At 72.5% G+C, this 19,696-nt stretch carries 15 protein-coding genes; 7 read left to right on the top strand and 8 right to left on the bottom strand.

Annotated features, from left to right (window positions below):
* The first annotated feature begins 38 nt into the window (after window positions 1-38).
* Window positions 39-2,546 carry a CBM35 domain-containing protein gene (locus tag ACFYYH_RS24950; protein WP_388555048.1) on the top strand — a complete coding sequence of 836 codons (2,508 nt, stop codon included), beginning with the start codon at window positions 39-41 and terminating at the stop codon, window positions 2,544-2,546.
* 69 nt (window positions 2,547-2,615) lie between these two features.
* Window positions 2,616-4,331 (top strand): alpha-amylase family glycosyl hydrolase, encoded by a 1,716-nt coding sequence (locus ACFYYH_RS24945; RefSeq protein WP_388555045.1) that lies wholly within the window; start codon window positions 2,616-2,618, stop codon window positions 4,329-4,331.
* A gap of 305 nt (window positions 4,332-4,636) precedes the next feature.
* On the opposite strand, the gene ACFYYH_RS24940 is transcribed toward ACFYYH_RS24945, so the two are convergent.
* Window positions 4,637-6,355: a PHP domain-containing protein gene (locus tag ACFYYH_RS24940; RefSeq protein WP_388555042.1), complete on the bottom strand. Its 1,719-nt coding sequence runs from the start codon at window positions 6,353-6,355 to the stop codon at window positions 4,637-4,639.
* An 811-nt stretch (window positions 6,356-7,166) separates the two neighbouring features.
* Here ACFYYH_RS24940 and ACFYYH_RS24935 point away from each other — a divergent pair.
* Complete coding sequence (locus ACFYYH_RS24935; RefSeq protein WP_388555039.1) at window positions 7,167-7,943, top strand: polysaccharide deacetylase family protein; 777 nt, start codon at window positions 7,167-7,169, stop codon at window positions 7,941-7,943.
* A 78-nt stretch (window positions 7,944-8,021) separates the two neighbouring features.
* Here the strand turns inward: ACFYYH_RS24935 and ACFYYH_RS24930 are convergent, their stop codons facing one another.
* On the bottom strand, window positions 8,022-8,972 hold the full coding sequence (locus ACFYYH_RS24930) for a hypothetical protein (RefSeq protein ID WP_388555037.1): 951 nt from the start codon (window positions 8,970-8,972) through the stop codon (window positions 8,022-8,024).
* A gap of 191 nt (window positions 8,973-9,163) precedes the next feature.
* On the opposite strand from ACFYYH_RS24930, the gene ACFYYH_RS24925 reads away from it, so the two are divergent.
* Window positions 9,164-9,481 (top strand): UBP-type zinc finger domain-containing protein, encoded by a 318-nt coding sequence (locus ACFYYH_RS24925; RefSeq protein ID WP_388555034.1) that lies wholly within the window; start codon window positions 9,164-9,166, stop codon window positions 9,479-9,481.
* Between the two features lie 243 nt (window positions 9,482-9,724).
* Here ACFYYH_RS24925 and ACFYYH_RS24920 read toward each other — a convergent pair whose 3' ends face one another.
* The 5 genes from ACFYYH_RS24920 to ACFYYH_RS24900 form a co-directional block, all read right to left on the bottom strand.
* A complete protein-coding gene (locus ACFYYH_RS24920; RefSeq protein WP_388555031.1) occupies window positions 9,725-10,456 on the bottom strand; it encodes a VOC family protein in 732 nt (243 codons plus the stop codon).
* 226 nt (window positions 10,457-10,682) lie between these two features.
* Window positions 10,683-11,207 (bottom strand): DUF4232 domain-containing protein, encoded by a 525-nt coding sequence (locus ACFYYH_RS24915; RefSeq protein ID WP_388555028.1) that lies wholly within the window; start codon window positions 11,205-11,207, stop codon window positions 10,683-10,685.
* Window positions 11,208-11,473: 266 nt separating this feature from the next.
* Entirely contained in the window at window positions 11,474-13,264 is a 1,791-nt protein-coding gene (locus ACFYYH_RS24910; RefSeq protein WP_388555025.1) for a protein kinase, read from the bottom strand.
* A gap of 33 nt (window positions 13,265-13,297) precedes the next feature.
* Window positions 13,298-14,413: an ABC transporter permease gene (locus tag ACFYYH_RS24905; protein WP_388555022.1), complete on the bottom strand. Its 1,116-nt coding sequence runs from the start codon at window positions 14,411-14,413 to the stop codon at window positions 13,298-13,300.
* A 48-nt stretch (window positions 14,414-14,461) separates the two neighbouring features.
* The gene (locus ACFYYH_RS24900) at window positions 14,462-15,349 is read right to left on the bottom strand and encodes a sulfite exporter TauE/SafE family protein (protein WP_388555020.1); all 888 of its coding nucleotides are present in this window, start codon (window positions 15,347-15,349) and stop codon (window positions 14,462-14,464) included.
* 198 nt (window positions 15,350-15,547) lie between these two features.
* Here ACFYYH_RS24900 and ACFYYH_RS24895 point away from each other — a divergent pair, with 198 nt between their 5' ends.
* Window positions 15,548-16,216 (top strand): NUDIX hydrolase, encoded by a 669-nt coding sequence (locus ACFYYH_RS24895; protein ID WP_388555017.1) that lies wholly within the window; start codon window positions 15,548-15,550, stop codon window positions 16,214-16,216.
* A gap of 43 nt (window positions 16,217-16,259) precedes the next feature.
* Here the strand turns inward: ACFYYH_RS24895 and ACFYYH_RS24890 are convergent, their stop codons facing one another.
* Window positions 16,260-16,958, bottom strand: coding sequence for a YoaK family protein (locus ACFYYH_RS24890; RefSeq protein WP_388555015.1), 699 nt, complete (start codon window positions 16,956-16,958; stop codon window positions 16,260-16,262).
* 226 nt (window positions 16,959-17,184) lie between these two features.
* Between ACFYYH_RS24890 and ACFYYH_RS24885 the strand changes: the two genes are divergently transcribed.
* Together ACFYYH_RS24885 and ACFYYH_RS24880 are read left to right on the top strand one after the other, a co-directional pair.
* The gene (locus ACFYYH_RS24885; protein ID WP_388555012.1) at window positions 17,185-18,495 is read left to right on the top strand and encodes a D-arabinono-1,4-lactone oxidase; all 1,311 of its coding nucleotides are present in this window, start codon (window positions 17,185-17,187) and stop codon (window positions 18,493-18,495) included.
* Window positions 18,496-18,667: 172 nt separating this feature from the next.
* The gene (locus ACFYYH_RS24880; protein ID WP_388555010.1) at window positions 18,668-19,645 is read left to right on the top strand and encodes a hypothetical protein; all 978 of its coding nucleotides are present in this window, start codon (window positions 18,668-18,670) and stop codon (window positions 19,643-19,645) included.
* Window positions 19,646-19,696: the final 51 nt, after the last annotated feature.

The raw sequence follows: 19,696 nt of genomic DNA, 5'->3' as shown, positions 1-19,696 counted from the left end.
CCGGACCGGGTTCTCCCCTCACGGAAGGACACACCGTCGTGTCACCCGCACCCCACGCACGGCCCGGCACCCTCGGAGCGGCGGGCCTGGCCCTGCTGCTCCTCTCCCTCCTGTACGCCGTCTCGCGCGCCCCGTCCGCCCAGGCCGCGGACGCCACCCTGGAGGCGGAGTCCGCGGCGCTCTCCGGCGGCGCGGCCGTCTCGGCCGAGCACCCCGGCTACACCGGCTCCGGCTTCGTCGCCGGCTACACCGACGGCAACAAGGGCAGGGCGTCCACCTCGTTCACCGTGCCGTCGGCCGCGGCCGGTGCCGGTTCCCTCCGTATCCGGTACGCGAACGGCACCACCGCCACCATGACGCTCAGCCTCTTCGTGAACGGCACCAGGCTCCGTCAGATCAGCCTCCCCGCCACCGCGAACTGGCAGACCTGGGCCACCCGCGACGAGCCGCTGACCTACACCAAGGGCGCCAACACCGTCGCCCTGACCTTCACCACCGCCGACAGCGGCAATGTCAATCTCGACCACATCATCCCCACCACCCCGACGGAGACCACCGAGCCGCCGGCCGGCACCCTCACCCACCAGGCCGAGAGCGGCTACTTCTCCGGCGGGCCCGCCGTCGCGACCGGCGTCGGCGGCTACGACGGCAGCGGCTATCTCACCGGCTTCACCACCACCGGAGCCCGTTCCGTCCAGGCGGTGAACGCGCCGTCCGCCGCCACCTATCCGGTCGCCGTGCGTTACCGGACCCCCGCGAGCACCGCCGCCACCATCACCCTCACCGCCAACGGCACCCCGGTCCGCCGGCTCTCACTGCCGGGCACCGGCGGCGCCTGGCGGTCCGCCACCACCGACGCGCCGCTGCGCGCCCATCTCAACACCCTCACCCTGCGCACCGAACCCGGCGACAACGGCGATCTCCAGCTCGACGGCATCACGGTCACCGGAGCCTCCGCGACCAGCGCGCGCGGCGCGACCGTGCCGTACACGCCGTACGAGGCGGAGAGCGGCGCCACCAACGCCTCCGCCATCGGCCCCGACCGCACCTATCTCACCGTGCCCTCCGAGGCCTCGGGCCGCCGGGCCGTCGTCCTCGACCAGACCGGCGAGTACGTCCAGTTCACCCTGACCAGGCCGGCCAACGCGCTGACCCTGCGCTACTCGGTGCCAGACAACACACCCGCCGCCACCCTCAGCGTCTACGCGGGCTCCACCCATGTCCGCGATCTCGACCTGACCTCCCGGTACAGCTGGGTGTACGGCGCCTATCCCTACACCAACGACCCCGCCCAGGGCTCGGGCCACCACTTCTTCGACGAGACCCGCGCGGTCATCGGCAGCTTCCCGGCCGGCACCGTACTGAAGTTCCAGAAGGACGCGGGCGACCGCGCCGCGTCGTACACCCTCGACCTCGTCGAGACCGAAACGGCGCCCGCCGCTCTGCCCCAGCCGGCCTCGGGCTTCGTCTCCGCGGCCGGCCTGGGCGTCACCGCGAACGACGGCGGCGACGACACCGCGGCGCTCAACTCGGCCCTGTCCACGGTGGCGGCCCAGGGCAAGGGGCTCTGGCTGCCCGCCGGTACGTACGACATCTCGGGCCACGTCAATCTCACCGGGGTCGCGCTGCGCGGCGCCGGCGAATGGTCCACGGTGCTGCGCGGCAGGGACGGCAAGGGCGGGCTCTTCGGCCGCGGCGGCACCAGCACCGTCCAGGACCTGACCATCGCGGGCGATGTCACCTACCGCGACGACGCCAACTTCCACGCCGCGATCGAGGGCGACTTCGGCAACGGCTCCACGTTCCAGAACATCTGGATCGAGCACACCAAGGTCGGCCTCTGGATCGACGCGCCCACCAAGGGCCTGTACGCGAGCGGTCTGCGTATCCGCGACACCTTCGCCGACGGCGTCAACCTCCACAAGGGCACGGCCGACACGGAGCTGTGGAACTCCAGTGTCCGCAACACCGGTGACGACGGGCTGGCGATGTTCTCGGAGGCCCAGGCGGTCACCAACAGCGCCTTCCGCTTCAACACCGTGCAGGTGCCGCTCCTCGCCAACACGGTGGGCATCTACGGCGGGAACGCGAACCGGGTCGAGGACAACCTCCTCAGCGACACGGTCACCGCCTCCGCCGGAATCACGATCAGCAGCCGCTTCGCGCCCGTCCCGTTCAGCGGCACCACCTCCGTGCAGCGCAACACCCTCCAGCGCACCGGCGGGTTCGAGCCCAACTGGCAGAGCAGGTTCGGCGCGCTGTGGATCTACGCCGACTCCTCCGACATCAACGCGCCGGTCCTCGTCCAGGACATCGACATCCTCGACAGCACCTACAGCGGCGTACTGCTCTCATACCAGCGGACCATCGGTGCCCTGACCCTGCGGAACATCAGGATCCAGAACACCGGTGCCTACGGCATCGAGATCATCTCCGCCGGCTCCGGAACCTTCTCCGGTGTCACGGTCACCGGCGCGGCCTCCGGCGGACTCAGCAGCACCGGCGGCTTCTCCCTCACACGCGGCGCGGGCAACAGCGGCTGGTAGCCGTTCCCGCGCAGGGGTGCGGGCCCGCGTGGACGGGCCCGCACCCACCCCATCGAACAAGGAGTTCCTGTGACCCACTGGTGGCGGCATGCCGCGATCTACCAGATCTACCTCCGCAGCTTCGCCGACGGTGACGGGGACGGCACCGGCGATCTCGCCGGGGCACGGGACCGGCTGCCGTATCTGCGGGAACTCGGCGTGGACGCCCTGTGGTTCAACCCCTGGTACACCTCACCCATGGCCGACGGCGGCTACGACGTGGCCGACTACCGGGACATCGACCCGGTCTTCGGCACGCTCGCCGAGGCCGAACGCCTCATCGAGGAGGCCCATGGCCATGGACTGCGGGTGCTCGTCGACCTCGTGCCCAACCACTGCTCCGACCAGCATGTCTGGTTCCAGGAGGCACGGGCGGGCGGACCCGGCTCACCGGCCCGCGAACGCTTCTGGTTCCTGCCGGGACGCGGCACGGACGGGAACGAGCCGCCCAACGACTGGCAGTCGTACTTCGGCGGCCCCGCCTGGACCAGGATCACCGAGGCCGACGGCACACCGGGGCCCTGGTACCTGCATATGTTCGCGCCCGAGCAGCCCGATCTGAACTGGGAACACCCCGAGGTACGGGCCGAGTTCGAGGACATCCTGCACTTCTGGCTGCGCCGGGGCGTCGACGGTTTCCGTATCGACGTCGCCCATGGCCTGGCCAAGCAGCCGGGGCTGCCCGATGTCGGCCGCGACCCCGACCCCACCGATCTGCCCTACCAGGACCACGACTCCGTCCATGAGATCTACCGGAGCTGGCGCAAGATCCTCGACGGCTACGACGGCGAGCGGATCTTCGTCGGGGAGGTCTGGCTGCCCACGGCGGAACAGTTCGCCCGCTATCTGCGCCCCGGCGAGCTGCACTCGGCCTTCAACTTCGACTTCCTGTGCTGCGCGTGGGACGCCACCGCGCTGCGCGAGGTCGTCGACGGGACCCTCGCCGCCCACGGCCCGGTCGGCGCCCCGCCCACCTGGGTGCTCTCCAACCACGACACCATCCGGCATGTCACCCGCTACGGGCGCGCGGACACCTCGTTCGACATGGGCGACAAGCGGTGGGCCGACCCCAGCGATCCGGAGCTGGGCCGCCGCAGGGCCCGCGCCGCCGCGCTGCTCACCATGGCCCTGCCCGGCGGGGTGTATGTCTACCAGGGCGACGAACTGGGGCTTCCGGAGGTACGGGACCTGCCGGACGACCTGCTCCAGGACCCCGCCTTCATACGGTCGGGGGGCGCGGACCGGGGCCGGGACGGCTGCCGTGTCCCGCTTCCCTGGCGCGGCGGTACGGGCACGGGCGACGGCCGGACGGCGGGCACGGGCGACGGCCGGACGGCGGGTACGGTCTCGCTCGGCTTCTCGCCCGACGGCGCGACCGGGGCGCCCTGGCTGCCGCAGCCCGACGACTGGGACGTGCTGAGCGTCGAGGCCCAGGAGGGCGACCCCGGCTCGTTCCTCACGCTCTACCGCACGGCGCTGGCCCTGCGCGCGGCCCGGCTGACCGGCCTTCCCGAGACCCTGAGCTGGATCGAGGCGGGGCCGGGCACGCTGTGCTTCGACCGGCCCGGCGGCTTCCGCTGCCTCGTCAACATCGGCGCGGCACCCCTCCCGCTGCCCCCGGGGGCGACCGTCCTGCTCAGCAGTGTGCCCCTGGAGGGCGGGGCGGGAGCGGGGGAGCGGAGCGACGGCCGGCTGCTGCCGGTCGACGCCACTGTCTGGCTCCACCGGGACGGGCCGGGGGCCTGAGAGACGCGCACACCCGGGCCCGGCGAGAGAGGCCGGCCTCGGGCCGCGCGGGGTGAGGACGGGGAAACGCTGAGGGGGGAAGGGGAAGAAGAGACCCCGACCGGACGGGGGGCGCCGGTCGGGGCCGTAGAAGGGAGAGTGTGGATGGCGGTCGCCTCGCGGCGGTGTGCTCCATGGGGCTTCAGCCGAACGATCTTCCCCATGGGCGATTCTCATGTGGGGCCCGGGGACACTGTTCCATCCACACCCTCACACCTCACAACGGGGACCCGCCCCGGAATGTTCCCGTCCCGGGAAGAGCGGCGTCAGGACGGCAGCACCCAGATCGGGTTCGAGTAGAACCAGAGGTCCTTCCACGGGTCGGCGGAACCGATGACGTCGATCGCGGGGCCGACCGGATCGACCGCCGCGCCGTGGACGCCCACCGCGGTGCGGTTGCCGTCGGTGCCGCGCAGCCGGACGTACAGCGGACGGGAGACCCGGCCGAGCTTGTACGTGAGACGGACGGTGCCCGTCGACTTGTTGATCTCGAAGGACTTGACGACCTTGGCGGTCGGCGCGGTGAAGGTGTCCTTGTCGCGGACCGTTCCCGTGACATCACCCTGGATGATGTCGACGCGGGCCAGCTTAGGCACGAACTGCGCCCAGTTGGCGCCGTTGGCCAGCGCGATCTCGATGGTCAGCTCGACATCGTCACCGCGCTTGGTGTGCAGCGCGCCACCGAGCGTGGTCCAGCGGCCGCTGCCCTTGATCCGGACGTCGAGGCCGCTGATCAGACCACCGTGGTCGACCCAGATCCGGCCCGCGCGCATACCGTCCATCAGCGCGGCGTACGAGAACCGGTCGGCGCCGACGTGCGTGCGGCTGTAGTGGCCCGGCCAGTAGTCGCCCTGCGTGAGGCTGAGGCCGTCGCCGTACACCGGGTCGGCGTGCCTGCCGTTGGCCGCGAAGTCGTCGTCGGGGCCGATCACCGAGGGCTCGGCGTAGATCTGGTGCGAGTCGGAGTTGGCCGTGATCCACCACGGCTTGCCCTCGGCCAGCAGGCTGTCCCAAAGACCGCCGACGGTGGAGGTCATCCAGTCGAAGCCGCCCCAGGTGCGGTAGCTGTCCGCCGGGTAGGCCTGGAAGGAGTTGGCGCTCGGGCCGTTGCCGTAGAAGCCACGGGCCTGGGCGCCGCCCTTCGGGGCGGGCAGACCGGCGGCCTGGTGGCCGGGGGCGCCCTCCATGCCGATGGCGATCGGCCGGTCGGACGAGGTGGCGTCGCGCCAGCCGCGGATCTCGTGGGGCGAGTCGATGCCGTTGCGGGCCGGGTGGTTGGCCAGCATCAGGGCGTCGTCGACCTTGCGGCGGCGCACCTGGTCGGCGAGGAACTGGAGGCCGGAGATGGCCAGCGCCTCGTTGACGTCGTTCGACGTGCTGGGGTGCAGGCTGCCGTCGTAGTCGTTCTCGAACTTCTTCAGCACCGCCACCTCGTTGCTGCCGGGGTGGACGAAGACCGTGGCGTGCTCGGCGCCCGGGATGTTCCACTCCAGGCCCTGGAAGACGAGCTGGTCCTTGAAGGTCTCGCGGGCTTCCTTGATGTCCGGGTTGACCTTGTCCACACCGATCTTGGCGTGCGTCTCGCTGCCGTGGTCGGTGATGACCATCCAGTCCAGACCGTGGGCCGTGCCCTGGCGGACCTGGTCGATGACGCGGTACTTGCCGTCGCTGCTGTACTGCGTGTGGATGTGGTGGTCGCCCGCCAGCCAGAGGAAGCCGTTGCTCTTGGAGCGGCTGCCCAGGGGGGAGCCGCTCGAATCGGCGGCGGCCGTCGTGGCGCCGCCGAGGACACCGGCACCGGCGAGACCGGCGCCGAGCAGTCCGGCGCGGCGCAGCATCGAGCGGCGGGAGAGCTGGCTCGGGGACAGCTCACTGTCCGGCACGGTGGCGTCGAGCGCCGCGGGCAGGGGGCCGTTGCCGGCCGGGGCGTCGTGCGTGTGCTCGTGCGCGTGGTCGTGCGGGTGGTGGTGATGGCCGTGGCCCATTGCTGCTCCTCGCCGATACCTGTAGTGCTCAGCGCTCAGATGTTCGATCGGCTGGATGAAGGCCGGGTGACGGCAGCACGTACGCCGCATGGTGAAAGCCGTACGGAACCCTTCCCTACGGTTTCCCGGCCGGCGTCCCGGGGCAGTGCCTCCGGCCGGCCGGGGTGCGCGATCATGCCGCCCCGCGCACGCGCTCGTACGGGACGGCCCACTATGCACTGGATGTATACATCGCGTGTATAGTGCGGAGCATGTCACTCGGTCATGCCCTGCTCGGGCCACGGAACCATGCCCCGCCGCCCGTCAGCGGCCCGCCCGAACCGGAGCGCGGCGTCATGTAGACGACGCGGGCGACGCGTAGCCGTCCGGGTGCCGGGGGCCACCCGGCACGCGCCCGGTCCCGACCGGTCCGCGCCGGCGCAGGCCCGTCGCGCGCCGTGCTCTGTCTCCTGAGCCCGACGGGATCTCCCGCTCTCCTCCGGTGAGCCGCGAGGTGTCCGTCAGGGCGTCGTCCGTGGCGGCCTGACCCGTGGCGGCCTGACCCGGGGCGGCCTGACCCGGGCTCCGCTCCGGAGTCGCGCGGCCGACGGCCCTCGCTCGCGACGGGGAGCCTCGCCCGCGACCCGCCTCACGTACACGACGGCGAAGTCCCGTCGGCATCCCCCCTGCTGCTCCTTCCGCCCGCGGTCCGTCCGCGTTCACCGGCCCGCCCTCCGCGCGCGCCGGTTCCCACTCACGCCCGCAACGGGCCTCGCGCTGCCCGGACACCGCCCGTCCGCCGGCGGCCCCCGCACGGAAAGAGGGATTTGTCATGTCCTGGTACATATCGGCGTCCCGGTCGCGGCTCGCCACCGCCCTCGCGGCCGTCGCCGCCGTGAGCCTGATGCTGAGCGGCTGTTCGTCGTACGACGCCATCTCGCCGCGCGAGGCCAGGGACGACGCCCGGCCGAAGGCGCAGGTGGTGAAGACCGCCCGGGTCGACTGTGCGAAGGCGCGCTGCATCGCGCTCACCTTCGACGCGGGCCCCAGCGAGGACACCCCCCGGCTGCTGGACACCCTCCAACGGGAGAAGGTGCCCGCGACCTTTTTCCTGCTCGGCAAGAACCATGTGCGCGCACACCCCGACGTCGTGCGCAGGATGGCGCGCGAGGGCCACGAGATCGCCAACCACACCTGGACGCACAAGCGGCTGACCGACCTGGACGCCGACGGCATACGGGAAGAGCTCTCCCGGACGCAGGACGCCATCGAGGCGATCACCGGCCGCCGCCCCACGCTGATGCGTCCGCCACAGGGCCGCACCGACGACAAGGTCGCGGAGGTGAGCCGCGACCTCGGCCTCGCGCAGATCCTCTGGAGCGCCACCGCCAAGGACTACTCCACGACGGACTCCGCTCTCATCGAGCGCCGCGTCCTCGACCAGGCGGACCGCGACGGCATCATCCTGCTGCACGACATCTACGCCGGGACCGTGCCCGCCGTGCCCGGCATCATCGAGAAGCTGAAGAAGCGCGGCTACACCTTGGTGACGGTCCCCCAGCTTCTCGCGCCGGGCCACGCCGAGCCGGGAAAGGTGTACAAGCCCTGAGGACACCGGCCCCGGCGTGAGCTGTCCGGGCCGAGGTGAGCCATGGGGCGCCCCGAGCGCATACCGTCCGTGTGCTCGTCAGGACGGGAACTCGTCGGCGGGCACCTCACTGGTGGTCGCGTTGCCGCCGATGGTCTTCGCCAGTGAGAACGTCAGCACGGTGTACTGCGTTCCGCCGGACACCTCGACGGTACGGAAGTCGGCCTTGTCGTCGAACTTCTCGAAGCCGCAGTCCCGGGTGAAGGACTTCTTCGCGGAGTTCCAGTCCGAGCCGGAGGTGAAGTACACGGTGTACGAGCCGTCCCGGACCCGGCGCACCGTCGTATGCGCGTTCTTGCGGACGTACACCGTGAAGACCGTCCGCTTGCCACGGGTCAGCGAGATCACCGCGTCGGAGTCGGTGCCGTTCCTGATGGTGAGCTGCCCCAGCCCGCCGCGCCCGCTGTCCTTCACGAAGGAGCCGTTGCCGAGCCGCCGGTGCTTCGGCTTCTCGGTCCTGGGCAGCTTGAGACGGACGGGGTAGCCGAGCCCGGTGAGCGTGGCGCCCGCGTCGCGTACGGGCTGGAGGCCGTCGGCGGAGTTCAGCTCGACGCGCGGCGAGGTCGCGCACCGGCCTTTGTCGGCCCCCGCCTCCTCCAGGCTCCGGCCCAGTCCGCGCAGCGAGGCGGCCAGAGAGACGTTGCCGCTGATGGCGTCGTCCGGGGTCTCGGCCGAGTCCAGCTCCGTGGCGGCGGTGCCGGCCGCGGTGGCGGCCGTGCCGAGCGCCCTGGTCAGCGCACCACCCTCCCGCGCGCGGTCCACCGCGCGCAGAGCCTTGTCGAGCGGGCCGAGCGCGGTGTCGAGCGTGCGGCGGTACGTGGCCGGCTCGACGGTCGGTGTCGGGCTCGGCGGCGGTGTGCTGACCGCCGGCGGCGAGCCGGCGCCGGTGCTGCCGCCCCCCGCGTCGCAGGCGGCCAGGGAGAGGGCCACCGCCAGCGCCGCACCCACCGCCGTGACCTGCCCCGATATACGCGCGCGCGTCTGAGTCACCCTGCTGCCCCCCGTACCCCGTTCGGCCCCGGTCAGTGCCGAATGTCCAGGCTTCTCCGTTGTCGGACGGGTGTCAAGACGGTTCGGGAGCGCCCACGGTTCCGCTCTGCTGGCGGGCACGGGGGACGGGTCGTACGGTGAAGGAGCGACTGACTCGAAAGGACCTGTGGGGTCGGACGGGCGGCGGCGATATGGCGAACGACGAACAGCGGATCGGCGGGATGATCTGTAGTCATCTCGCGGATGTCGAACCGGTGGACCCGGACAGCCTCGACACCTGCACGGAGTGCGTCGCGGTCGACGACACCTGGGTGCACCTGCGGGAATGCCAGGCCTGCGGGCACATCGGCTGCTGTGACTCCTCCAAGAACAAGCACGCGACGGCGCACCACGAGGCGACCGGTCATCCGCTCATCCGTTCCTACGAGCCCGGCGAGGGCTGGTGGTGGTGTTACGAGGACGAGGTCGTCTTCGAGGTCGAGGGCGTTCCTCCGGTACGACCGGCCTGAGCCGGCACGACCCGGGCGTCTCGGGGCGGGGCGGCTGCCCCCGGGGCGTCCGGCCGGACAGCGGTCCTCACCGTCGGGCCGGGCGGAGCCGGCGGCCCGGCCCGAGGCCCGACGGTGAGGACCGGTGATGTCCTGAGGCCGGTACCCCCGACGCGATGCCCGACGCGACGGCGAAGATCTCCGACGCGACGGCGAAGATGTACGGCGCGACGGCGAAGATGTACGGCGCGAGGGTGAAGCGGGTCAGTCCGAGGTCACGGTGAACAGGGCGCCGTCCGGATCACGCAGTGTGGCCTCCCGCAGCTCCAAAGAGGGCTCCGCGGGGGAGAGGAGCGCGCCTCCGCTCTTGAGCGCGGCGTCGACCGAACCGGGCACCTCCGGCACGCGGAAGTAGACGTGCCAGCGGGGTCTGACCCGTGGATCCGGCGTGGCCTGTACGGCGCCCCCGCGGATCTTGGCGACCACGTGCTCGTCCTGGCGCAGGACCGCGTCGCCGTCCTCGTGCACGAGTGTGAAGCCGCCCTCCGTCTCCGGCGCCCACCCGAGGACCTGGCTGTAGAACCGGGCCGCGTCGGCGGTGTCGCGCGTCCGCAGTTCGAGCCAGGCCGGCGCGCTTCCGCGCCCCACGGTCCAGTCGGAGCGCACGGCCCCCTCCCAGATGCCGAACGCCGCGCCGTCCGGATCCATGGCCAGCGCGGCCCGCCCCGAGTGGAAGCCCAGCGGTCCCACCGCGACGGTCGCGCCGCGCTCCCTGATCCTGGCCGCGGCCTCGTCCACATCGGCCACCGCGAAGTACGGCGTCCAGGAGACGGCGACCTGGAGGGAGGAGGCCAGCGCGCCGATGCCCGCCACGGGCATTCCCTCGGAGAGGGCCACACAGAAGTCGTCCCCGAGCCCCGCGGGCCGGTACGACCAGCCGAGGACATCGCTGTAGAAGGCCTGTGCGGCGGGCAGTTCACGTGAGAGGAGGGTCACCCAGCATGGGGCTCCCGCAACCGTTTGCGACTCCGTCTTGTCCCGCTCCACACCGCTCACTCCGCCCTCGTCCTTCACGTATCGGCCACATATCGGCGCAGGCCACTGGCCTTGTCGCCCCTACGTGTTACCGCTTTCCGTCCTTCTACTCTGCCAGGCCGCGCACCACTTCCCCGCGCGCGCGGTCGTGCCGGGGCCCGCGGCGGGCGCGGACCCCGGCACGGTGTCAGCGTGTCCCGGCGGCGAGCGCCGCGTCCGCGGCGGCGCGGGTGGGCTGCCACAGGGTGGTGACCGGCTCCCAGACCCGGATGCCCCGGGGCGATCCCAGGGACGCCGCGGTGAACTGCTCGCCGTAGTGCGACGGGTCGCCCGCCACCGTCAGGGAGGCGACGGTACGGCTCTCCGTGGCGGCCGGGTCGAGGGTGCGCACGGCGGCGTGGGCGGAGCCTCCGGCGGTGAGCCGGTAGGGGCCGCTCTCCGACGGCGGCACGGGCTGCGCCGCTCCGTCCAGATCCCCGAAGGTGACGGTGGGGATACGGTCGACGACGCAGGCGCGGCGGCTCTCGTTGGTGACGCTGATACGGACGACATGGGCCGTGGCGCCCCGCGTGGCGGTCACCTCGACCGAGCCCTCGTGGCAGGTGGTGAGGGCCGCCGTCGGCGCGGCGACGGCGGCCGGGACACCCGTACCGGTGAGAAGGAGGGTGAGTGCCGCTGCCGCCGGTGCGGCGAGGGCAGGACGGATGCGCATGGAGGTTCCCCGTTCCGGTCGATCGCTGGGGGCGGCACAGCGCCGGACGCGTGCGCGCCCGGTATGGGTCATGCTGTGCCACTCGTCAGGGATGACACGTGAAGGGGCCCAGTGGTTGTGCCCGTGAGCCGTGTTCGATCACTGTTCGCCACCGCCCGTCCTCCAGGACCGCCCGTCCTTCGCACCGCCCGTCCTCCGTGCCGTCGGGCCGGCTCCGTGGCCGCCTCCGCCCGCGACCGCTTCCGCCGAGCGCGGCAGACGGCGGATCAGCTCTTCTCGCGCGCCACCGTGTCCAGGACCTTGCCCGACCGGTCGGCGGCCAGATAGGCGCCGCCGTAGTCGTCCGCCACATAGACGAGCAGCACGGGCTGGTCGTCGGCGAAGGCCCATGACGGATCGACGATGACATAGCTGTAGGCCGGTTTGTCGACACCGAGGTCCTTCTCGGCCTTGCCGAGCAGGCCGGGCAGGGCGTCCCAGTTGAACGACATGAGGTCGACGGTGCCCTCGTCCGCGACCAGCGTGCCGCCCGCGCCCCTTCTGGTGGCGCGGCCGTCCCGGTAGTCGAAGGTGTCGTACAGCTCCTTGTTCCCGGCGACGGGCGCGTCCGCCGAGGCGTGCTCGCCGTACAGGCTGAACTTGCTGACCTCGGTGCCGCCCATGACGGGCTTGAGCCTTCTGATCACTTCTCTGGCGGCCGACGGCGAGAGAAGGGATTCACCGGATCCACGGGAGCCGCCGGAGTCGCGAGAGCCCCCGGAGTCGCCGGGGCCGCTGGACCGCTGGGACGGCGCGGCCGGATCGGAGGAGCGCGCGGAGGGGTCGGCGGGGGCACCGGTGACGAGCCGGTCCGCGCCGGGGGAGGCGCCGTCGGCGTCGGCGTCCTTCTGCGACAGCGGCAGGGCCCACACCAGCAGCCCGGCCAGGCCGACACCGGCGACAGCCACCGCGATCGGGACGGCCGGGCCTCCGCGGACGCCCCGTGCCGGGGACGGGGAGCCGGCCACGGACGCGGGCCCGCGCGGAGCCGGTGACGACGGAGGCGTGAAGGGGGCCTGCCCCGGGACGCCCGGATACGGTGACGCGGGCCGCTGCCCGTACGGCTGCGGCGCCGCTATCACCTGGGTGGCCGGGTGGTGCGGCTGCCGCTGGGGCGGGTGGTGCGGAGGTACGGCCCCCGGGGCCACGGCACGCGCCCCGCCCGGCGCGGGGTCCGGCCGCTCCGCCACCGCGGCCAGCAGCCGGTCCAGTTCGGCCGCGTCCGGCCGGGCGTCGGGATGCCGGTCGAGCAGGGCCATCAGCACGGGGGAGAGCGGTCCCGCATGGACGGGCGGGGGTATCTCCTCGTCGAGCACGGCCGCCAGCGTGGCCAGGGTGGTGGCCCGGCGCAGCGGATGCCGGCCCTCGACCGACACGTACAGCAGCATGCCCAGCGACCACAGATCGGAGGCGGTACGGGTCTCGTCGCCGCGGATCCGTTCGGGGGCGATGTAGTCGGGGGAGCCGATGAGTTCACCGGTGGCCGTCAGACTCGTGGCCTCGCGGAGCGCCGCGATACCGAAGTCCGTGAGCACCGGCCGGCCGTCCGGGCGCAGCAGGACATTCGCGGGCTTCACATCCCGGTGATGGATCCCGGCCGCGTGCGCCGCGCGCAGCGCCGACAGCACCCCGCGTCCGATCCCGGCGGCCTCGCCGGGCGGCAGGGCGCCCTCGGCGAGCCGCTCCTGGAGCGAGCGTCCCGCCACCAGCTCCATGACGATCCAGGGATGCGGAACCTCCGCCGAATCCACGATGTGATGGATCGTCACCACAGCGGGATGGTCGATCCGGGCCAGTGCCCGTGCCTCGCGCAGGACTCGTTCGCGGAGCAGCCGGGCGGCCGCCGGGTCCGCGGCGAGCAGCGCGGGGTCGGGCGGCCGTACCTCCTTGAGCGCCACTTCGCGGTGGAGCGCCAGATCACGGGCGCGCCACACCAGTCCCATACCGCCCGCGCCGAGCCGGTCGAGCAGCTCGAACCGGCCGTCGACCACACGTCTTTCCTGGCCCCCTGCGTTCATGGCGCTCAGGGTACGAGCAGGGTGTCCGGCCGGTCACACCGCTCCCGCATCCTGGTCACGCCCGGCGCCTCCCGGCGGCGGGGCGGGGCGCGCGGGTCCGGACGCCCTGCCTCCGTGGTGCCGTTCGCGCCAGAACAGGAACACGGCCGTGGACACGAGTGCCCAGCCCGCCAGTACGGCGAACGGGAACACATGCTGCGCGTCGCCGAAGTACACGGCGGTGTGCTGGGCGTTGATCGAGGCCCCCGGCGGCAGCCAGCGGCCGATATGGCCGAGCAGCGAGGGCAGCAGCGGCCAGGAGACGGCACCTCCGGAGGAGGGATTGCCCAGCAGCACCATCAGCCCCCAGGTGGGGACCAGCGCCCAGCGCCCGACCAGGGTGCTGAACATCGTGAAGACCATCCCGGTGGTGAACATCGTGAACGACAGGATCAGCCAGGACTCGGCGAACGGGAAGCGGATCGCGTCCAGCCACCAGTCCACCACCGCGGCGATGGAGAAGCCGCCGAGCAGGGAGTAGCCGACGGTGAAGGCGATGCGCCCGGCGGGGTCGAGGGCGCTCGCGTGGACATTGAGCTGCGCGGCACCGACAAAGCCGACGATCACCGCCGCGAGCGACACGTAGAAGAGCGCGAGACCGCGCGGATCGCCCCTCTGGAGCGGCTTGACATCGCTGATCCGCACCGGGACACCGACCGACCTGGCGACCACGGGCGCCGCTTCCGTGAGCACCTGCGCCACCGAGGCCCCGGCGGCGCTCGCCACGGCGAGATCGACCCGGCCGGGGAGGACGGTCAGGATCGCGAACACCTCCTGCTGCTCGACCCCGTGGCGCGCCGCGGCGTCCGTCGCGAAAGGACGGAGTTCGAGCGAGGTGTTGAGCCGCTTCTCCATCCCGTCCACAAAGGCGGTGGCGGGCGCGGTGTGGAGCGGGCCCACGATGGCGGCGGGGATGTGATGCGGCGTCGGATTGGCCATGTTGTACGTGTACGAACCCGCGAAGAGCCCGGCCGCGGCGGCGGCGATCACCGATACGACGACAGCGGGGAGGCAGGGCGAGGACCTGAAGGCGGCCCACCTCCCGGCCAGGGTCCGGCGCGCGCCGCGCGTACCGCCGGGGCGGGGACGACCTTCATGATCCGTGCGCATGAAAGCACCGTAAGGCACGTAAATCGGAATGAAGGGGGTGGATCCCGGTCAGCGGAGCAGCAACTGGAGTCCGCCGAGCACGGTCGCCCCGATCACCAGGCGTTCGAAGAGCCGCTGGTCGATCCGGTTCACACAGACCTTGCCGGCATAGGCGCCGGGGAGGACGAAGAGCACCAGCGCGGCGTCGAGCAGCAGCGAATGGGCGTCGATCAGACCGAGCCCCACGCTGAACGGCACCTTGGAGGTGTTGACGATCAGGAAGAACCACGCCGAGGTGCCCAGGAAGCCCAGCTTGCGGAAGCCCGCCGAGAGCAGATACATCGACATGACCGGGCCGCCCGCGTTGGCGACCATCGTGGTGAACCCGCCGAGCACCCCGTACGAACGGGCCTTGAGGCGACCGCCGGACGGCCCTCGCCGCCCCGGCCGCGCGATGTCGCCGTCCGTGGCGTCCCTGCCGTCCGTGACGGCGGCGCCACCCGTGTCTCCCGTGCCGTCCGTGTCCGGTGCGCCGTCCGTGTCCGGTGCGGCCTCCGTCTCCGTGGCGGCCTCCGAGTCCTTCGCGCCGTCCGGCCCGCCGCGCCGCCGCCAGAGTGTGACCCCGGCCATCAGCAGCAGAATCGCCCCGATCGAGGTGCGGACGGCTTCGTCGTCGGCCCGGAGGAGAAAGACGGTCCCCACCACCACCCCCGCGGCGACGGCGGGGAACAGCCGCCACAGGGTGGGCCAGTGGGCGTGCCGCCGGTAGGTCAGCACGGCGAGCACATCGCCGGCGATCAGCAGGGGCAGCAGCACACCCGTCGAACCGCGTGCGGGCAGCACCGCGGCGAACACGGCCAGACTGACCGTATTCGCGCCGCTCACCGCGGTCTTCGAGAAACCGACGAGCGCCGCCGCCAGAGCGAGTGCCGCGAATCCCCACCAAGTGATGTCCATGCCAACGTCCGATGGTATGCCCGGTGCTGCGCGCGGTTCCGGGCGGGGACCCGGCGGACGGCCGCGCGCACGACCGCCTGGACCTCCGCCCGCCCGGGAAATCCGGAGGACACCATCCGCGGGGATCCGTAATCTCTTCGGTGCCACGCGGCGACCGCGCCACGCGGACGCCGACGGACCGACGAGTGGGAGCACGGGATGGAGCGGGACGCGGGACGGGCCGTCACCGAGGTGCTGTCCGGCCACCGGACGCGGGACCCGGACGAGGCGGCCGACATCGGCCGCCTCCGCGCTCTGGCGGAGAGCGCCGACGACCCCTGGCTGCGCTCGGCCCCGCTGCATGTGACGGCGTCCGCGCTGATCGTGCACCCGGCGAGCGGACGGGTGCTGATGCGCTGGCACGGACGGCTGCGCACCTGGCTCCAGGTGGGGGGCCACGGCGACCCGGGGGAGACCGATCCGCTCGATGTCGCGCTGCGGGAGGCCGTGGAGGAGACCGGGCTCGACGATCTGGTCCCGTATCCGGACCGGTCCCTGCTCCAGGTGGTGATCGTGCCGGTGCCCGCGGGCGGCGGTGAACCGGCGCACGAACACGCCGACCTGCGCTTCGTCCTGGCGACCGGCCGCCCCGACGCGGCGCGGCCGGAGAAGCCCGATGCCCCGCTGCGCTGGATGACCCCGGCCGAGGCGAGGGAGGCCACCGCCGAGGCCAATGTCCGCGAAGGGCTGCGGCGAGTCGAGGCACTGCTGACGCGAGCGGGTACGCCGACGGGTCCGGCCGAGGAGCCGGTGGCGGTTTCGGCGAGGAGCACGGCTGTCGGGACGGGCACGGGCACGGGCACGGGCACGGGGACGGCGCGCGGCTGACCGAGGGGTGGAGACACGGCGGCCGCGGCACGGACCGTACGGATCAGTCCCGCGCGGCGGCGGCCCGCTCCGCCCGGGGCGCCAGCGCGAAGACGGCCGCGGCGCCCGCGACCGCCACGGCGGCCAGACCGATGGCCCCCGCCAGCGTCACCCGGAGCAGCAGCCCCCCGGTGACCGCGCCCGCGAACACGACCAGGACCGACCCCGCCCGGCGATGCGGTCTGGCCCCGCTGCCCGCCCCGAAGACACTCTGCGAGGTGAGCGCGGTGAGGGTCCTGGTGAGTACGGAAGTGGTGAGATCCCGGGGCGCCAGCAGCCCGACCGTGGCGTTCTGGAGCCCCCAGCAGCCGCCGAGCAGGGCGATGACCAGCAGAGTCGCCCTGCCCTCGGCCCGGAGGACCCCCGTACCGGTCAGCGCGGCCGTCAGCGTGAGTGCGGCGGCCTGGCCGCCGAAGGCGCCGCTCAGCCAGAGCCGGGGCCGCCGGCCGAAACGCTTGTTGAGCCGGCCGCCGAGAAACGTCCCCAGGACGAAGGCGGCCAGGGCCACCAGCGGGGCGACCACCGGCAGGTGGTACACCTCGGAGACGGAGAGCCCGAGGAAGACGACATTGCCGGTCATATTCGCGACGAAGACATGCCCCAGTCGCAGATAGCTCACGGCGTCCACCACACCGCTCGCGAACGTCATCATCAGCAGCGCCCCCACGGCCCACCGCCGCGCCACCGGAAACTCCTCGGGCACAGGGACACCTTCTTTCCACGCCGGAGCCGCGCTTTCCGCGCCGGAAGCGGGGCCCGCTCCCGTCCGGCTCCCGTCCCGTCCAGGGACGGCCCGGTCCAGCCCCGGGGCGCGCCTGGACGAGGCCACACCCTAGTCGCGGGGTACTGCCGGTCCGTCCTCATCACGCGCGTGTCAGAGTCCTGGCAGAAGGTTCTGGCAGCAGGAAGAACGCAGAAGGAGAAACCCCGTGCCGCACGCGTCCGGACACCCTCTCGTCCCCGGTGACCCCGCCATACCTCCGGCGGTGAGGAACTGGGCCGGGAACATCACCTTCCACGCGGCGCGCGTGCACACCCCTCCGTCCGTGGCCCGGCTGCGCGAGATCGTGGCGGGCAGCACATCGGTGCGTGTGCTGGGCAGCGGACATTCCTTCAACGCGATCGCGGACACCCACGGCGATCTGGTCTCCGTGGCCGGACTGCCCGGGGCCGTGGAGGTCGACGCGGAGGCCGCCACGGTCACCGTCGCGGCGGGACTGCGGTTCGCCGAGTTCACCGGCGCCGTCCACCGGGCCGGACTGGCGCTGCACAACCTGGGCTCGCTCCCGCACATCTCGGTCGCCGGAGCCTGCTCGACCGGGACACACGGCTCGGGGACGGGCAACGGCACCCTGGCCTCCGCCGTCCGCGCGCTGGAACTCGTCACGGCCGACGGCGAACTGCTGACCCTCGCCCGGGGCGACGAGGACTTCGCGGGCGCCGTGGTCGCGCTGGGCGCGGCCGGTGTGGTCACCCGGATGACGCTCGACCTGGTGCCGGGCCACGCGTTCCGGCAGTGGGTGTACGAAGGACTCCCGTACGAGCGGCTGCGCGAGCGGTTCGACGAGGTCCTGTCCGCCGCCTACAGCGTGAGCCTCTTCACGAGCTGGCGTACCGACCGGCTGGACCAGGTGTGGCTGAAGCAGCGGATCGGCGACGGTGACCCGGACCCCGCGCCGGACACCTGGCTGGGCGCGGCGCTCGCAGACGGGCCGCGCCACCCCGTACCCGGGATGGACCCCGGCACCTGCACCGTGCAGTCGGGCGTCCCGGGGCCCTGGCACGAACGGCTCCCGCACTTCCGGCCCGAGTTCACGCCGAGCAACGGGGACGAGCTCCAGAGCGAGTACTTCGTCGCGCGGGAGGACGGCCTCGCCGCCTTCGACGCGCTGACGGCGATCGGCGAGCGGATCGCGCCGCTCCTCCAGATCGGTGAGATCAGGACCATCGCGGCCGACGATCTGTGGCTGAGCCCGGCGTACGGCCGTGACACGGTGGCCTTCCACTTCACCTGGCATCCCGATCCGGCCGCCCTGACACCGGTGCTGGCCGCGATCGAGGAGGCGCTGGCGCCGTTCGACGCCAGACCGCACTGGGGGAAGGTCTTCACCATGGGTCCGGAGCGGGTCAGAGGACTGTACGAGCGTTACGCCGACTTCGAGGCGCTGACGGCGAGGCTGGATCCGCGCGGGGTGTTCCGCAACGACCTGATCGAACGGTTCTTCCCCGGCGGTCGATAGGCTCCCCGGGTCTTTGCGGGTCTCCCCGGCTTGTGCCGACTTGTGCCGGCTCTCGTCGGCTCTCATCGGCCGGCGCGGGGCCTAGTGCGAGGTTCGTCACCCCGCGGGGTTCGTCACCCATCTTTAACCTCGCGCACAGCCGGACATCAGGTTCTGTTCCTACCCTCACGCCATGTCCCGGCATCGGATCGCCCCGCATCCCCTCGTCTCCCTCCTTGTCGTCGGATGGGTGGTGACGGGAGGTCTCCTCCTGACGGCCGGGGGTGACACGCCCGCCGCGCCGGGGCCCGAAGTGCCCACGGCGTCGAACCTGCCGCGGCCGGCGTCCGTCACCCTGCCGTCGCTCCAGTCGGTGGGCGCGCTGCGGTCCGGCGAGACCGGCCGGGGATCCGGGGCCGAGCCCGAGCCCGAACCCACGGTGGATCCGGACGCGACGCTGGCGGCACGGCTCGGGCCGGTCGTGAAGTCCACCTCTGCCTCGCTCTCGATGGCGGTGCTCGACCCCGAGGACGGCCGCACGGCCTCGTACGGCGTCCGGGCCGGGGCGACCTACGACACCGCGAGCATCGTCAAGGTCGACATCCTGGTGGCTCTGCTGCTGCGCGCGCAGGACGAGGGCCGACGGCTCACCGCGGGGGAGAAGGCCTACGCGTCCTCGATGATCCACGTCAGCGACAACGCCTCGGCGGACGCGCTGTGGAGCGTGATCGGCGGTGCGGCGGGGCTGGACGCGGCGAACCGGCGGCTCGGCCTGACCTCGACGACGGCCGGCGGCGGCGGACGGTGGGGGCTGACCCAGACCACCGCCGCGGACCAGCTCGTCCTGTTGTCCGCCGTGTTCGGCGAGGACTCCGCGTCCGCCCTGAGCGCGGCCTCGCGGGCCTATGTACAGGGGCTGATGGGCGGGATAGCCGAGGGCCAGGCCTGGGGCGTGTCGGCCGCGGGCCCGGCCACCGGACTGAAGAACGGCTGGCTGCCACGGACCGCGACCGGTCTGTGGGACATCAACAGCATCGGGCGGGTGACGGTGGACGGGCACGGCTATCTGGTGGCGGTGCTCTCCCGGGGCAGTGTCAGCAAGGAAGCGGGGATCGCCCTGGTGGAGAGGGCGGCGCGGACGGCCGTGCCCGCCCTGCGCGAGCAGGAGTAGAAGAGGCCGGGACGCACCGCCCGGACACACGGGCCCGGACACACGGGCCCG

Source organism: Streptomyces sp. NPDC002018 (assembly GCF_042890865.1).
In the GTDB taxonomy this organism is placed as follows: domain Bacteria; phylum Actinomycetota; class Actinomycetes; order Streptomycetales; family Streptomycetaceae; genus Streptomyces.
This window is presented reverse-complemented; position numbering and strand designations above follow the sequence as displayed.

What these genes read in the sequence shown, in the direction of transcription:
- ACFYYH_RS24935 (WP_388555039.1), top strand. Translation starts at nt 7,167, where the DNA reads ATGTCCTGGTACATATCGGCGTCCCGGTCGCGGCTCGCCACCGCCCTC.
- ACFYYH_RS24940 (WP_388555042.1), bottom strand. Translation starts at nt 6,355, where the DNA reads ATGGGCCACGGCCATCACCACCACCCGCACGACCACGCGCACGAGCAC.
- ACFYYH_RS24915 (WP_388555028.1), bottom strand. Translation starts at nt 11,207, where the DNA reads ATGCGCATCCGTCCTGCCCTCGCCGCACCGGCGGCAGCGGCACTCACC.
- ACFYYH_RS24905 (WP_388555022.1), bottom strand. Translation starts at nt 14,413, where the DNA reads ATGCGCACGGATCATGAAGGTCGTCCCCGCCCCGGCGGTACGCGCGGC.
- ACFYYH_RS24880 (WP_388555010.1), top strand. Translation starts at nt 18,668, where the DNA reads ATGTCCCGGCATCGGATCGCCCCGCATCCCCTCGTCTCCCTCCTTGTC.
- ACFYYH_RS24900 (WP_388555020.1), bottom strand. Translation starts at nt 15,349, where the DNA reads ATGGACATCACTTGGTGGGGATTCGCGGCACTCGCTCTGGCGGCGGCG.
- ACFYYH_RS24925 (WP_388555034.1), top strand. Translation starts at nt 9,164, where the DNA reads ATGGCGAACGACGAACAGCGGATCGGCGGGATGATCTGTAGTCATCTC.
- ACFYYH_RS24895 (WP_388555017.1), top strand. Translation starts at nt 15,548, where the DNA reads ATGGAGCGGGACGCGGGACGGGCCGTCACCGAGGTGCTGTCCGGCCAC.
- ACFYYH_RS24910 (WP_388555025.1), bottom strand. Translation starts at nt 13,264, where the DNA reads ATGAACGCAGGGGGCCAGGAAAGACGTGTGGTCGACGGCCGGTTCGAG.